Source organism: Acinetobacter sp. YH12227 (genome assembly GCF_013417785.1).
Lineage (GTDB): Bacteria > Pseudomonadota > Gammaproteobacteria > Pseudomonadales > Moraxellaceae > Acinetobacter > Acinetobacter gandensis.
This window is the reverse complement of record NZ_VPDH01000045.1, coordinates 15,048-31,633: the sequence shown is the minus strand read 5'-3', so window position 1 is coordinate 31,633 and position 16,586 is coordinate 15,048. Positions and strand designations below refer to the sequence as shown.

The 16,586-nt window shown below is 42.1% G+C and carries 7 protein-coding genes and 2 pseudogenes; 8 read left to right on the top strand and 1 reads right to left on the bottom strand.

Annotated features, from left to right (window positions below; all coding sequences use genetic code 11):
- Positions 1-97 precede the first annotated feature (97 nt).
- The 3 genes from FTV09_RS11130 to FTV09_RS11120 all read left to right on the top strand — a co-directional run bounded on the left by FTV09_RS11130 (position 98) and on the right by FTV09_RS11120 (position 8,410).
- On the top strand, positions 98-634 hold the full coding sequence (locus FTV09_RS11130) for a bifunctional 2-polyprenyl-6-hydroxyphenol methylase/3-demethylubiquinol 3-O-methyltransferase UbiG (RefSeq protein ID WP_257222883.1): 537 nt from the start codon (positions 98-100) through the stop codon (positions 632-634).
- A gap of 211 nt (positions 635-845) precedes the next feature.
- Positions 846-4,421: a hypothetical protein gene (locus FTV09_RS11125; protein WP_180058347.1), complete on the top strand. Its 3,576-nt coding sequence runs from the start codon at positions 846-848 to the stop codon at positions 4,419-4,421.
- A 5-nt stretch (positions 4,422-4,426) separates the two neighbouring features.
- Positions 4,427-8,410, top strand: a complete 3,984-nt coding sequence (locus tag FTV09_RS11120) for a hypothetical protein (RefSeq protein ID WP_180058346.1) — start codon at positions 4,427-4,429, stop codon at positions 8,408-8,410.
- Positions 8,411-8,547: 137 nt separating this feature from the next.
- Here the strand turns inward: FTV09_RS11120 and FTV09_RS11115 are convergent.
- Positions 8,548-9,606, bottom strand: a pseudogene (locus FTV09_RS11115) (RNA-guided endonuclease InsQ/TnpB family protein).
- Between the two features lie 137 nt (positions 9,607-9,743).
- On the opposite strand from FTV09_RS11115, the pseudogene FTV09_RS11110 reads away from it, so the two are divergent.
- The 5 genes and pseudogenes from FTV09_RS11110 to brxC all read left to right on the top strand — a co-directional run.
- Positions 9,744-10,670, top strand: a pseudogene (locus FTV09_RS11110) (HNH endonuclease domain-containing protein); the annotation flags it as partial.
- Positions 10,671-10,790: 120 nt separating this feature from the next.
- Positions 10,791-11,657, top strand: coding sequence for a WYL domain-containing protein (locus FTV09_RS11105; protein WP_180058345.1), 867 nt, complete (start codon positions 10,791-10,793; stop codon positions 11,655-11,657).
- Between the two features lie 10 nt (positions 11,658-11,667).
- Complete coding sequence (locus FTV09_RS11100) at positions 11,668-12,279, top strand: DUF1819 family protein (protein WP_180058344.1); 612 nt, start codon at positions 11,668-11,670, stop codon at positions 12,277-12,279.
- A 16-nt stretch (positions 12,280-12,295) separates the two neighbouring features.
- A complete protein-coding gene (locus FTV09_RS11095; protein WP_180047178.1) occupies positions 12,296-12,871 on the top strand; it encodes a DUF1788 domain-containing protein in 576 nt (191 codons plus the stop codon).
- A gap of 40 nt (positions 12,872-12,911) precedes the next feature.
- Positions 12,912-16,583 (top strand): BREX system P-loop protein BrxC, encoded by a 3,672-nt coding sequence (gene brxC, locus FTV09_RS11090; RefSeq protein WP_180058343.1) that lies wholly within the window; start codon positions 12,912-12,914, stop codon positions 16,581-16,583.
- Positions 16,584-16,586 lie beyond the last annotated feature (3 nt).

Here is a 16,586-nt window from a genome sequence, read left to right as displayed (position 1 = left end):
GGATAATCTTTTTCAGATTCAATTAGTAATTGAACCGCTCTTTCTCTAATTTCGGGGGTATAGTTTGGTTTTTTCATCGGAATAGTCTCTCAGAATATTGACTCTCCGACAAACCCGGTACGGTTCATACCAACCATTTTTAGCTGAGTTGCCAGATTCAGCACGCATCCTGGATTTAGGCTGTGGCTCAGGGCGTGACACTTTGGCTTTTAAAAATAAAGGCTATCAAGTTGATGCTATCGACTATTCTGAAGTATTGGTCGAACGAGCGAGCCAACTGACCGGTATCGCTGTTCAGCAGCAAAGTTTTTATGAGCTTGATATGCACGATGTTTATGATGGGGTATGGGCATGTGCCTCTTTACTACATTGTGCTCGTAATAGACTCCCTGATGTTTTAAAACGTATTCATGCTGCATTACGCTGTGGGGGTGTTTGTTATATGTCATTTAAATACGGCACAATAGACCGAGTAAAAGATGGTAGAGCATTTACCGATTTAGATGAAGAACAAGCTAAAAAATTACTAGATCAGTTGGATAGGGTTACTGTATTAAAACAATGGATTACTGTAGATAAGCGTCCTGATCGTAATGAGGAATGGCTCAATCTGCTTTGGAAAAAACATGCTTAATTTTATTCCCACTGCACAAGAACAACTCAAATTTCTAAAGAATATTCAGCTGATTTTACAGTCAGTGTAGAGTGAAGAAAAAAATTTAATATAAGGCTTATATTTACATTCTTAATTGAAAAAAATATGATCAAAGTTCAGACAGAGGATTTTGATATTTAATAAATATAAAAATACCTCTTAGTGCCAACTTTGTCATGGATAAAACTTAATGCAATTAAATAACAATGGTTCTAGTACTGAACTAAGTACACTCGCACCTAAAATAATTCTTTCCCCTTTATTAAAAGCCATGGTGGGGACTCTTAAAAACCATCAATCAGATCATTTCTTCAATTATTATGGGCCTTCTCATAATCTGCATTTTGATGCGACCGCTTTTGTGTCTGCAGTATTTAAGCAGATCGGGACTAAAAACGATTCAAAGCCAATTTATAACATCATCAAAGATATTCAATTATTACCTGAAGATTCAAAACTCAGAATAAGCACTTTATTTGATAAGGAATCTGAAGCTAAAACTGCCCAGACCTATCGTGATTTAGACCAAGTGATGTCTGAAATTGTTCAGCAAGTACTTCAAAATGCTCCGACAGGTATGGCACTGAATTCTCTCAACCAATTCTTAGGCGATCTCAAATATTCTGATCCAGTGATTGCCAAAAATTCTCAGTATCCTATGCAAGTCAAAGGACAATCTAAAGTAGCTTCTTTGCAATATACAAACGACTTAAAAGCAAAAGATGGCGAATTACGACTTTTCACTGTTACTGAAGAAATCAGCAAACCTCAATGGGTGAAAGAGGTTTGCGAGGCAATCAAAGCCATTGTGAAGCAGTCCTACCCAGCTGGTGAAAAGATGCCATTAGAGGTTGCTGAACGTATGCAGGAAATTCTTGATGATGAATGTTCTGCTGAAAATAATGATATCCAAAATCTACTTCATTTCGTAGAAATCAAAGCACTATCACGAGCTCGTATCCGAAATTGCTTCAAAATTATGGAAATCATTGCGGATCACATTGATAAGACTGAGTGTAACGATTTCAAGCGTGAGTCCGCTGTTTCCTATATCCGTAAAGCAATTGCTTTCTTTCAGATTTTTGGTAATCGAATTGCTCCATGGAATGAGGAAACAACGGAAACCATTAAGGACTATGGTATTGACTTTGGTGCTATCTATGGAGCTGTAGGTAAAGTTGATTTTAATGGTTTGCTGGCCTATGTTGGAGCAACAGATGCTTTGCCAATCTGGGTAAAACCAAAAATTGAAATGAATGATATTCGTCATGAGGATAAGGAAGGGCTATCTCTAAAACGTGAAGTCACTTATGCCTTTCGGGTGAATGGGGAGTTTGTTAAAGAGGAAAAAGTAAGTTCATTTAACTCTAAGTTGCAGATCAATTATAAGACAAGCAAATGCAACCGTTCGGGTGCAGATACTATGCTGACTGCTTATGAAGCTCGTCTGCATACTATCAATAAAGCATTGCTGCTGAAGGATATTGTTGATGATAAAGGTCAGCCGATTTCTGAAGAACGATTAAGCAAAGAGTGCTCAGATCGCGTTGCTCAAGTAGAGATGTTCCAGCTCATTATGATGTACTTCGTCCTATCTGGGGCAGACATGAAGATTTCAGATTTTGAAGGGGCATTCAATAAACTGGTTGATGCATTCAAGAATCCTCAAAAAATCCGACTTAACCTTACTCGTATCTTAGACGAAAAGCTCAATACCGAAAAAATGCATGAGCGAATGGAGGTGATCACGTCTACGATCACTACAGCGCTAAAAGCGAATCTGGATTCCATCATTAGTGAGATGGAAAAGGATAGTAGTCTTAAAACTGTACTCTACATCCTTCCAAGTATTGTGAATCTAGATGTATTCAAGAGTTCAATTGGTGAAGATGCGGAACAGTTCTTTAGTATATTTAAGGGTAAAGAATCGAACTTTTACAGCTACATCTCGATAGTGGATGCTAGCCGTAAAAAGTTGGCGAAAATGAGCCAAGACGAAATCATTCGAAAGAATGATTATGCTCGTAAAGCCCTAAGCGAGATTGAGTTTAATTCCACACTGAAAATTCGAACGTTGGTACCGATTGAGAATCCTAATACCGACCTAGATCAATTTGATGTCGCTCGTAATCTGAATATTCCTTGTTTACCAGTATTGATGGTGCCGACCAACAAGAAGGTCAGCGACAATGGGCTGCCACACTTTTATCATCCTGAGAGCTTAAGTTATGACAACTTGTTATCTAAATACAAGGTCATGATTCATTATTCATCTAAGCTATTTCGATTGAGTGACTTAAAAGGCGGCCATGCTCAATTATGTTTGGATGAAAAAGAAAATGCTTTGATCATCAGTACGTCATGTTTTTCGATTGCGATTCATCTATTCCTTAAACATCTGATTAAAGAAGTAAAAAATCAACTGGGTATTGAAGAGCGCTTATATGTACCTGTAATGCGAATTGACTCAGTTGATGAACATGAGAATGAAGAAAAAGCCCAATTTCAAAGGAAATCAAAAAAGATCCAAAAAGGTGGGTTTAATCCTGAGTGTAAACGAGCGTATGCCACCGCTTATACCCTTGAGAAGTTGCTGAACAATGATGATGCTATTGTGAAGGTACAGGGCCTTAAGTATCAACCAGATCCTATGCCTTATGGTAATCAAAATGGTGAGCGAGTTTGTGCCCCGGTGAATCTCGCTATGGATAAAACAGTGACTTACCGTATTCAGGCTGCAATTGAAGCACTGTCAGGATATTCAGAAATCATCATCCCATTTGAGGGCACTAAGGACAAAATTGCCTGTATTAGTTATAACTCTCGACCTGAGAATGATGTGGAATTTAAGTATCAGCATCAGAAGGATTTGCTACTTCTTAAACCAGATTATGGCTACATCTGCTACGTCTATACACTTGAGCGTATCAACGATAAACAGGGTCGCTTATCACTACAGAAGGTCAGTCATGCCCCAGTTGCTGAAGACAATCTGAGAACAAGTAAGGCAATGCACCGTATCATCGAAAAACTGCAGTCAGATGGTTTTGAAGATGTTGTATTGCTTTCACACCATTTTGCACAGCGTAAGATCGGTAAGACTGAAACCAGCAACTTGATTCATGAAAGTGAAAGTGCTTTGGATCAACTTGATCAGTTGTTCCCGAATATGAATTTCTATCCATTCCAGTCTGATACGATCCCAGCACTGAGCTTAAAAACCAGTGATAACAGTCGTGTCTATGAGGTACCGCACCATCAGTACCATACTGCGATCATCAATCAAAAAGAATATAAACAATCCTTGTCCGTATATAGCTTTGCGACTAAACGTACTGTGGGTGTTCGTACACAGAATGGTATTTGTTCGTATTTCTATATGCTAACCAGTCAGGAGCATTCGATTCATAACGATAAGCGAATCAGATTGCACAGTAAAATTATTGATGTGAATGATTCCAATGAAATGAAATCAATTCGCTCTGTATTGCGTGGTCTGCATTACTTTGAGTCTGAACGTCCTACAGCTGGCAAAAACTTCACTCCGGTACTTGAGCCTTCCCATATTCGTGGCACTACTGGCATTCAAGAGCTTGGTGAAGTCATAGTGTCGAGTCGTCTAAATAAAGGCGAAGTCGTCATGAGTCTGCCAGCCTTAATCGGCAAGCTCGAAGAATACGTTATTCTGATGAATGAAGACTTGATTGAGCCAATCGAGCCGTCTCCAGAGGGAGCTGAAGAAATTTTAGCGACTGATGTGGAGTAAGCGCCGTGGTGAACAATGAAGCCAAAGTTTGGGGCGAGGTTTATGAGATCGCTGTTAAACGTGGTTCGATTATGGCTTTGCTTGATGCAAAGCTATTATCAGCCAGCCATCCTGTAGTAGCAGAATGGAATAGTAAACAGATTGCTGATGTCTTTCAGGAAATGAAGGAAGCGCTATATAGCGATGTCATTAATGCCGCTATCCATGAAAATATCGAAAGCTATTTTCAGCAATTGATAAAAACTGGATTCGGGCATGGTTATACCAATACTCGTGAGTTTCTAAGAAAGATCAAGCCAAAAGGTATTGCAAGGGCTAAAACGGCGAATGCAAGACCAAATTGGAGCTTATCTGGCATCTGGTGTCCACTGACAATGCCAAATGATATAACCCAGACCATTGTAGATGACTACACAACTGAGAAAGAACATATTGCTATTAAAGCCTTCAAGGAGAAGGCGTTGGAAACATGGAATCAACAATTCAGTCTTACCCACGCTAAAATTTTTGGTAAGGGTATGTTTGGTCGTGCTGATTTCTTGGCGGTAATCAAAGTCAAAGCCAACTATCATGTGCTGGTTCAGGAATATTCATTATTTTACGTTTTAGGTGAACCAGAACAATTCAACGCCAAGGATTCTTGTACCTATTTGCAAGAGTACAAGCGTTACATCAAACATTCTGAATCGCAAAGTGTTTTCTCATACGTGAATGCAGAAGCTCAAGAGATCCCATTTAAGTTCTCAAAAAAACTACGTGAATACTTGAGAGCCTATGTCCGTAAGGAAAAAGTCCTATTTAAGATGGCGCAAGGCTGTTCGTATGCAACCACTTTTGTTGATTCTTTTAAATGGAAGTTTGAACAAGATGACATGCCAAATATTCGTCTGAGTGTGATGGCGATCACCAGCCGGGGAAGTGAATACATTTCTGCTGAATTTTCGGATAAAGATAAATCTCCAGAGCTGGAAATTATGTATCAGCTGGGCAAGGAGTATCAGGATAACGTTCTGAGTCTGGACGATATGGATGAACGCACGAAACTGCAAGTTGAGATTCTGAATTATCTGGTGAATGAACCTGTAAAAAACATCTCGGAAATCGTGTCCAAAAATATTAGCGATATCTCCTACGGTCAGGACCTTACTTTCGCTATTACTGAAAGGCTTAAGGATTTTGTAAATCCTAACCAACCACTGTCTTTAGAGTGTGTTTTTGACTTGATAGATCGGCAAGTCGATGATGAAGATCATAATCAAAAACTTAAAGAGATGGTGCAGGCAGAGTTTAAAGCAATTCATAAAGGAAAAATTGAGAATAAATCGTCATTTACCTTACGTGATTTGCATAAATGCGCCGTAGTATTGGCACTGAAAGAAAGTAAACAAGGCCAAGTGAATTTCATTTGTTTGACTGGTACGCCGGGGATCGGGAAAACATCGAGCGTTAAGACCTTATTGGCAGATTTGGAAGGCTTTTTCTTCTTTTATACCAGTCCACGAGTGTTGATTAATGATGATGTAGTCGGGGATTTATCCAAAATCTCAGCCACGATTACCAGTAACAGTGATGTGGTGACACAGGCACAGCAAATCTATTCGAAGATTCACAATACGGATTGTAAGGTGAATGCTCGTGGTGCCGCTATTGTGGGTGGTGTTGAAGATATGAAGATAGATCATGGCTCAAGTGTTCTATTGTTCAAACAAGATGAATACCGGAAGCTCAAAGACCTGGAACAGAATGCAAATGCCAATAGACGCTATGCCAATACCTCAGAATCTAAAATTACGGCAACCAATAAGAAGTTTGCCAGAGTGTTTGATTCATTAGGGGAAGCGACACAGCAATTACTTGTATTCCATCCAGAGCTCAATAAGCTGACGATGACTGTAGCAAGTCAGGCATTCATGCCATATAACACCACACCAGCTGGACCACGAAACCCAAGGGAAACCCAAAGTAAAACTGTGGCAGCTTCCAGTTTGGATGGGCTGGAAAAAATGTTCCAATACAAAATCGATAAGAAGCCGACAGAGGCCAAAATCGAACGGAGAGAGTTTGCCAAAAAGTTCCCTAACATTGTGGTGATGTTTGATGAAATTACAGGGGATTCAGGCACTCGTACTTTTATCAATGAGATGTTGAAATTCCTTTCCAAAAACTTCATTGAACCGTTTCAAGGTAATTCACCATTTACGGTGACTGTGATTCTTGCTGATGCATCCCTCAGTAATGTGAATGCAATCCAGAACTACATGAAGAAACAGGACCAGTTACCAGCAAAAATGTTCATCTCTCCATCTTTGGGTAATTTCCCATTCAAGATGCAGACTGCAGATCTGGATGATGGTAACTGTGTTCGTTCTAGTATCCATATCATGGCGAACTGTTACCCGGCAAGTGATCTTAAAACCCAATATATGCTCAAGCAATACGCCGTAGTCCCTGAAACAGATGATTTTGGCTTGGATAAGAACCTGACTCATCTATTTCGCCAGAAAGCTGGGGAAAAGACTCAACAGACTGCTATCGAGCTTATTCAAAAGAATCTTGAGGATGGTAAAAAGCAAGTCATCTACTTTGCTCAGGATAAAAATGCATTGGCTGCACTCAGAGATGCATTAGTCGATGAAGGAGTGGTTGAACGCTCTAAGATTGGCATTTTTGATAGCCAGTTAATGGGATACCACCGTACAGAGTTGCTGGATCGCAAAGAGACATTGCAAGTCGTACTGATTACTTCGACTGCTGCTAGGGGGATTTCATTCCCGAACTGTGATTCAATCATTGCTGCCATGCCTCGTTTCGCAATTGAAGCCTCTTTAATGGAAATCGCCCAGCTTGTTTACCGGGGACGTGGTGGATATTTGGATAAAGAGAAAAATGAGTGGGTCAACGGCGATGAACGTGATCGTTTGCTGACGATTCTGGTAGAAGATTTCTACTTGGTATCTAATGATGAAACTCAGACAGAGCTTGAATATAAAGTTAAGAGCTCATTGGATATGCTCTCAATTTTCATGCTTATTCGTGGGACTTTATACACTCGTATCACTGGGGATGCTGGCTTCAAAAAAACTCAGATTGCCATGATCCCAATTGGTGAGGTGAAGAATAAAGCCAGTGATAAACCGGGTTTAGCTTCTTTGATTAGGGATTTTATGAAGGACGTGAATAGTGTTCTTTATAAAATTGTTGCAACTGAAGGTGAGTTGGTAGGTAGGCTTAAGGCTGTGGTAGAGAAGGCCCAAACCGTTTACTCAGCAAATAAGCTCAGTTCCACCTATAGCACTAAGACCAAAAAATACCGAAGTTTTTACACACCTACATTAACGCCTGAGTTAAAAGAACTTCAGTTCTACGAGAAATGGTGCCGGGACCATCATTCGCTTAAGTCCAGATTACTCACCATTAGCGATCAGGAAGATGCTTTGACCATTCCTGAAAATATCTATATCTGTGGGCCTATGATCATGGAGGATCGCTCAAACTTCGGTAACAAGGAGTCGTTTGATATTGCCAATGACAATCTCTCACAAAATTCTTTAAGGAAGTTCCTAAATGAGTTAATCGCCCTGCAGAGGGGATACCCTCAGTTGAATGCTTATAAGAACATTCAAAAGCATATCAGGGAGATCACGAATATGATTTCTTCTGTTCTTGAATCAGAAACGGATAGCTATACAAAGGAAGTTGAGCAACAGGGAATGATGCGTAAGCTCTGGGTGACGTACCCGGTAGCGGCAAACGAGCTGGTTAAACTTCAAGACAAGAGCTTTGATAAAGACTGGTTTGATGCATTGAGCTTTGAGCTGAGAGTGAGGAATGCAGAGTTTCCGGTAATGCCAGAATATCGGGATCATCCATTTCGTGGTACTCAGCAATTATCAGGGCATCCAGTGTTTGAAAGGTTGTTCGAGCAGACAAATTTCATGCTTTGTCGTGAATTAAACTTGGTGAATACTTTGACTATGTTTAATGAATGAACCAAATTATATTATCTATTTAGTAGAGGATTAATGTGCATATACCTACTGCACAAGAACAACTTAAATTTCTAAAAAATATTCAGCTGATTTTACAGTCGGGTAGTTTTAGTAGCACCTTTGACATCCTCCCCGACCTAAAGGACGGAGATTCCTACTGCTAGACGCTCATGCCCGAGCGCAAGAATATTCAGTGCGGAATTTACATCCCGATCATGGAGCGTACCGCACTCCACACACTGCCATTCTCTTATTCCAAGTCCTGCTCTACCTTTCAGACTACTGGAGCGTGAGCCACAGCACGAACAAATTTGGGTGGTATAGGCTTCATTGACTTCTTCATAACATACCCCTGCGTTCTCGCATTTATACTTGAGCATGGTTCTTAGTGTTGTCCAACTGGCATCTAGCACTGATTTAGCCAATCTGGTTTGTGCTAATGCTTTGGCATTCACATTGCCAACGAAGATGGCTGCATGTTCATTCACCAATTTTCGGCTGAATTGATGCAGCATGTTTTGTCTTACATTTTTAATCTTGGCATGGATGGCTTTGACACGTTTCTTATTTTTTGCACGTTGAGCAATACCAAGTTTTTGTTCATATTGCCGATAGATTTGAGGTGCTTTAAGTTTTACGCCATCTGAACAAGTCGCTAAATCTTTTAAACCTAAATCTATGCCAATTGAGGTTTTAGCGTTGTTTTTTTCTATTTTGACTGCATCAACTACAAGACAAACATATCAACGTCCACGACTATCTTCTACGAATGTGCCTGTTTTGATATTGTATTGACTTAATCCGTAACTATCCCATAGTTTAAATTGATGCTTGCCATATTGAACATAGCCATCAGCATATTTGATTGCAACCTTTTTAAACGGTATCCAACCCAGTGAACGTCTAGCTGATTTTTTATTACTGACACGCCATTTTAGTTTTGCTTTTTTGAACTGCTTGCGTCTTGTGACCAATTCTTCTGTCACTGCCTGAATAGTTTGACTGTGCAAGTTGCATTCTTTCGATGTGCCTTTCGTGTATTTTGCAATGTCGTATGCTGAAAAGAATTGTTGTTTACGTTGTAGATGCTTAAAACACAAATCATTGACATAATTCCAGACAAAATTTACTTCGGATGCTAACTGATTTAGCACCTTGCAATGTTTGTCTTTTATGCGTAATTTGAGTGTCTTCATCCAATTATTTTAACAGTATTTTTCTTAATAGTGACTATAGTACAAGTATTTAAAACGACATTTCGTGTCGTTCATATGGTTTACTCCAGTCGCTTATATCCTCGTGCTGAACCACGAGGTTTTACGCTCCAGTGGATAAATTTGCATTGCTGATTAGCCTAAGCCGATTAGCTATTGAAAAAGGTGAAGATTCAGGTGAGAGTCTATCACTCGAATATACGGATATTGCTGAGAAGTTTATCGAGCTATATTGGAAGCAAGTAGTGCCATATACCTTTAATGATAAAGGGCAGCTGATTTTAAATCAGAACAATGGTAAACAAGCTGCCATTGTGAATCGCATTATACAGCTTCGGCAAAGCTACTCTTCTTTGGGGTTATTAAGACGAGATTCATTGGTGTGGTTGAAGCTCGTTAAAGATGTCGCTCGCACTGTAAAAGACATGCCAGTCCGCTACTTGCAAAACATCAACGGTCAAAATTTTGAGTTTTTATATCAGCTTGATCGGTGTGGAAAGCAGCTCATCCTTTTGCCTCAAGTCATGTTTTGCTTACGACAGTTCAGTGAAATCATCGAAGAGCTTTGCCAGAAACGTTGGATTGACTATATCCGTAAGAACAGCAGCAATGCACCTATTTTGAATCAGTTGCCGAATCTTGAACAATTCATGTTTGAGCCGAGTAGAAACCAGTTGAATGCGGTAGCAAATGTATTGGTCGAGCTGCAAGACTGTAAATGCTTCTACTGCAGTAAACCGATGCGAAATGGCAATTACGCCGTTGATCATTTCATTCCATGGTCTATGTACCCATCGGATACAGGTCATAACTTTGTATTGGCAGATTCAAGCTGTAATTCTAAGAAAAGTAATCTACTGGCATCTGATGAATTTTTGCATAAGTGGCAAGAGCGTAATGAAGAACAGGATTTGATTATTGTGGATAGGATATCTGTGCTTGGTTTTTTAACAGATAAAGAGCGGTCACATAAGGTGGCAGAGTGGGCATATGCTCAAGGAAAAGAAAATAATTATTTAATGTGGATGGGTGAAAATAGCAAATAAATCATGGCTCCCCTGAGATTAGACTAAAAATTCAATTGCTTTAAAAATACCGTCAAAAATCTTTACTGTATATTTGCTGTAGGGTAATCTTAAAACTACTATTTATTGACTGATTGGTATATGACGACAGATAAGCATGAAGTGCTTCTCAGAATGAGAGCCATTGAACTCCTTGCATACTGGGAAGGTCGTTTGGTTACCAATCGTTTGATGAGCTGGTTTGGACTGAGTCGACAGCAGGCTTCTGCGGATATCAAGCGCTATAATACGCTGTATAACCCCGATGCCTTGATTCATGATCCCTCAGTCAAGGGTTATGTGCCTAAAGCCAGCTTCCAGCCTGTACTGACTACAGCGCATATCAATGAATATCTCAATATGCTCTCGGGCTTGGTCAGTGAATCACATGCCCTGATTGCGATGCCAGAACCGAATCTTGCAGCAGTTCAATTACCTGATCGCAGTGTACGTCCTGAAGTGATTCGGGAAGTTTTGCGTGCCTGCCGCAACCAAAGTACTTTAAAAATGATTTATGCCTCCATGCAGAATCCGCAGTGGCATGAACGCATGATTTCCCCACATACCCTGGTATATACCGGTTTTCGCTGGCATGTCCGTGCCTATTGCCATCAGAGCAAGCAGTTTAAGGACTTTTTACTCTCCAGAATTGATCGCACACCTGTTGTGGTGGCGATTGAGTCAGTAGACCCTACTCAGGATCAGCAATGGCATGAAGAAATTGTACTGACGCTGATCCCTAATCCAAAATTGAATGAAGCTCAAAAAGCGCTAGTCGAAAAAGACTTCGGCATGCCTGATGGCAGATTACAGATTCCGGTGAAAAAAGCCCTGGCTCACTATACTTTGCAGCGCTATCAGGCCGCGATCACGCTGGCTGAGGCGGAAGATGCCTTGAAATATCCCTTGGTGTTACAAGGTTCAGATATCGAAAAGCTGTCGTCTTACCTGTTTGATCAAGCTTCATAGGAGATTGGCTATGTTAGAACAATTTCATTATGACAGTGACCTAATTGGTGGCTCACTGATGGTGCGTGAAAGCCGGCTGATCGCGGATCTGTTATTACGAGAGGCGACTCCAGAACAATGGCATCAGGCCATTCAGGTTGACAATATTCTGCAAAAAAGAACCGCAGCCTCAGCTCAACGCAATGCCACCGCTATTCGTAAGCGTCTGGAGCGCTTAGAGCCTGATTTCTGGAAAGCTTTGCGTGATGGGGATGATGAGCTGGCGACCCAGGTGGCTTTTTGTGGGGCACTGGAACGCAACCTGTTGCTGCTTGAGTTTATGGAAACGGTGATGAGAGAGGCCTATATCTCCCAGACTCAATACCTGGATAGCTATATCTGGTCAGACTTTCTGGATGAGCGTTCACAACGCGATCTTGATATCTGTGATTGGAAAGAGTCCAGCAAGAAAAAAATGGGGCAGGTGGTGTTTCGCATGCTGGCAGAAGCCGGTTACTTAAAAAGTACCCGTAAGCTGGAGTTGCAGCGTGTGATCGTCAGAGCAGAGCTGCGTAGCCTGTTGGAAGAACATTATAAACAACGCATTAAAAGATCTATGGAAGTGTCGCTATGGACGCGGTAGTTGTAGAGGGGCAGCAATGAGTCAAAAAATACATGAGCGTCTAAATCAGATTCCAGAGCGAATTCTTTCCACCGAGTTTCTCACCGGGCAAGGACTGGGCAATGAAATTGGCTTCTGGATTTTTGATTATGCACCTGAAGATGAGTTGAAGGTGCGCGAATATCTGCATTTTCTAGACGGGATGCTGGAGAAAAAACACAGTCAGCTGAAGGTGGTGAATATCAACCTGCTGCAAGCCGTGGTGGATTATCTGTCTGAGCGTAACTTCATCGATAAAGCCATTCAAATGCAAAAAGCCAAAGGCGATGAGGCGCTGCTCAAAGCGCTGAAAGGCCCACTGCATATGGATAAGTTCGCGCCGTATCTGGTGAGTAAATATGCCACCAATGCGCAAGATATTGTGTTGATGACTGGGGTTGGGTCGGTTTGGCCACTGTTACGTGCCCATCACTTATTGAACAGTTTGCATTCGTTACTGGGGCATAAGCCAGTGGTGCTGTTTTACCCAGGCTATTACGACGGTCAAGCGATGAGTTTATTTGGAAAAATTCCAAGCAATAATTACTACAGAGCCTTCAGATTAGTGCCATAAGCACGACAAATAACCATAAAAATTCGGGGAATTGATTGAGATGAATATTAAAGAACTTTTTTACAAGCCATTAGATCGTGCAATTAACGGGGTGGTGAAGGCAGATCAGGATGATAATGCCACGGTTTACCAGGAGCTGGATGAGTACGTGGTCACCAATGAGCTGGAAAAGCATTTTCGTGACTTTTTCCAGTCCTATGGTACAGACCTCAGCGACCCTTCGATTGCCAATCGTGTCGGCGTGTGGATTTCTGGCTTCTTTGGTTCAGGTAAATCGCATTTTCTGAAAACCTTGTCGTATATTCTGGCCAATAAAGTGGCACGTGATGCGGAAGGTAACGAACGCAGTGCTGCAGAATTCTTTGATGAAAGCAAAATCCGGGATGCGTTTATCCGTGCGGATATTGGTAAAGCGGTTAGTCATCATGCCGATGTCATCCTATTTAACATCGACAGTAAAGCCAGCTCCAATGATGACGGCAATCCGATTCTGAATGTGTTTTTACGCGTGTTTAACGAGTATCAGGGTTTTAGTGCTGACCATCCACATATTGCACATATGGAACGTCACCTGAGCCAGAAAGGGGTGTATGAGCGCTTTAAACAGGCTTTTGAAGAATCTAGCGGCATGTCTTGGCTAGAAGAACGTGATGGCTATCAGTTCTATCAGGATGATGTCGAAACCGCGATTTCCCAAGCCCTCAACTTATCAGCAGAAGCTGCGCATAAATGGTTTGAGGATTCTGAGCAGACCTTTAGTGTTTCGGTTGAAAACTTCTGTCAGTGGGTGAAAGAATACCTGGACAGCAAAGGACCCCAGCAACGCATGTTGTTCTTGGTCGATGAAGTGGGGCAGTTTATTGGCAGCGATACCCGCTTGATGCTGACATTGCAAACCATTACTGAAAACCTGGGTACGATCTGTAAAGGCCGCGCTTGGATTATCGTCACCTCACAGGCAGACATCGATGCTGTTTTAGGTGAGATGTCTTCTTCCAAAGCCAATGACTTCTCCAAGATTGCTGGACGTTTTAAAACCCGTTTATCACTGTCCAGTTCCAATACCGATGAAGTCATCCAGAAACGTTTATTACGCAAAACCCCAGAAGCAGAAGCATTGCTCAGATCGGTGTTTGAGCAAAAGGGCGATATCTTAAAAAATCAGATTACCTTTGACCGTTCAGGTCCAACCCTCAAGAACTATGAGGGGCCAGAAAGTTTTATTCATAACTATCCTTTTGCGCCGTACCATTTCCAGCTGGTGCAAAAAGTATTTGAAGAAATCCGTAAAGTCGGTGCGACCGGTGCACACTTGGCCTATGGTGAACGGTCCATGCTGGATGCGTTCCAGATGGCCGCGAATGCGATTGCCACAGATGAAGTCGGGGCACTGGTTCCTTTCCACCGCTTCTATACTTCAGTTGAAGGCTTCCTGGATACTGCAGTGAAGCGTACCATCGACCAGGCAGGGCAGAATAAGACCCTGGATGGTTTTGATGTGCAGATGTTGCGTACCCTGTTCATGATCCGCTATGTCGATATCATCAAAGGTACGCTGGATAACCTGGTGACTTTGTCGATTGAGAAAATTGATGAAGATAAGCTGGCATTGCGCAAGCGGATTGAAGAGAGCCTGCAGCGTCTGGAAAAAGAGAGCCTGATTACCCGCAATGGCGATGAGTTCCTGTTCCTGACCAATGAAGAGCGGGACATTACCCGCAAAATTAAAGCCACTGATTTAGCAGCTTCAGAAGAAAATAAAGAGTTAGCCAATCTGATCTTTAAAGATTTACTGCGCGATCAGAACAAATACCGCCATCAAGCCAACAAGATGGACTATCAGATTGGTCGTTTCCTAGATAGCCATAGCCTGGATGGCAAGTATGAGAGCGATTTGAAAGTTGAAATCATTTCTCCACTGGATACGGAATACAACCTCTACACTGAAGCTTACTGTATTGGTAAAAGTACTCAGGCTGAAGGACAAGTGCTGTTTAAACTGGCAGACGATAAACAGTTCTTTAATGAACTGCGCACCTGGCTGAAAACCAATAAATTCATCCGTTTAAATGATGATGGCACTCAGTCCGATATCACCCGTATTCTGGCAGACCGTGGCCGTGAGAATCAGGAGCGTAAAAAACGCCTGCGTGCCCGGGTCGAAGAAATGTTGCTGGACGCGGAAAGTTATGCCTTGGGTCAACATCTACAACTTTCATCTTCAAGTCCAACCACCAAGCTGGATGAGGCCTGTCGTTATTTGCTGGAAAACACCTATACCAAACTGAGCTATCTGCAGGTCTATCAGCAGGATGCTTGGCGTGAACTGAACGCCGTCTTGACTGTGGATGATATGGCGCAGCTCGGATTGTCTCTGGATGGCGGGCAGACGAACCCGAAAGCACTACAAGAAGTGGAACAGTACATTGCGCTACGGGCAACAGGTACAGAACGTATTCTGGTGTCAGATGTGGTGGATCGTTTTGCCAAACGTCCTTATGGCTGGCCAGATGCCGAGATTTTACTACTGGTAGGTCAGCTGGCTGCAATGGGTCGGATTTCACTACAGCTAGGTGCAACATTGCAGTTAAAGGATGCCTTTGAGCCTTTACAGAACAGCCGCCGTCGTCGTGATGTTACAATCATGAAAAAACGCCAGACTGACGATCAAGTATTAAAACAGGCGCGTCAGCTTACTCAGGATCTATTCTCGGTAATGGGACCCTCGACCGAAAAAGAGCTGTTTGAATTCTATACCCAACATTTTAAAAATTGGTTAGCCAACTTTAAATCGTATAAGAGTAAAACTGATGTTGGGCAGTTCCCGGGCAAGAAAGTGATTGAAAAATCGATTCTGGCTTTGGAGCGTTTGCTGGCGAATAGCGACAGCTTTGATTTCTTTAAGGCCGTGGTCGAGAACAAGGACGACTATCTGGATCTGGAAGAAGACTATCGTGATATTCATGAGTTCTTCACTAACCAGATGCCGAGCTGGCAGCAACTGCAACAGGCCTTACGTCATTTTGAGAAAAATAAACAGGCATTGGGCAGTGATGAGGTGGCAAAGAAAGCCCTCTCTGAATTACATCGTATATCCACCCTTGAATCGCCCTACGGCCTGTTAAATAAAATCGCTGATTTGGTTCGCACCGTGGAAAGTGTCAATCAACGCTTACTAACTGAAAAACGCAGTCAGGCGCTAGAGCAGCTGGATGACAAGATCAAACAGCTGGAAGCTGAAATCAAGAACAGCGGCATTGCTACAGCTGAGCTGAGTAACAAGCTACTGCGTCCGCTGCAATTGCTCAAAGCGGATATTGAAGTGGAAAGCAGCCTGTCCACCATTTACATGCTGCAAACCCAAACCGCCGTCGAGCGTTTTGATGAAGCCTTGTATGAGCTGGAACGAGAAGTTCAGACTGAAATTCAGCGTCAGGCCAAAGCGGCACAACTGGCTCAGAGCAAAGCAGAGAGCGTAACCAGCACAGCAACCACCGCCAGCCCAGTAGCAGCTGCTGTGAGTCCGGTAAAGCCCGTGATCGCCGTAGTGCCGCCGAAACCGGTGGTGGAAGTCGATGTCGCCAGCATTTACAACAAAACCTCTAGCAGTGTCTATCTGGAAACGGAAGAGTCTGTGGATCAGTTTGTAGACGCACTCAAAGTTGAACTGAAGAAAATCGTGGGTGACAAAAAGCGTGTGCGTATTCGCTAACTC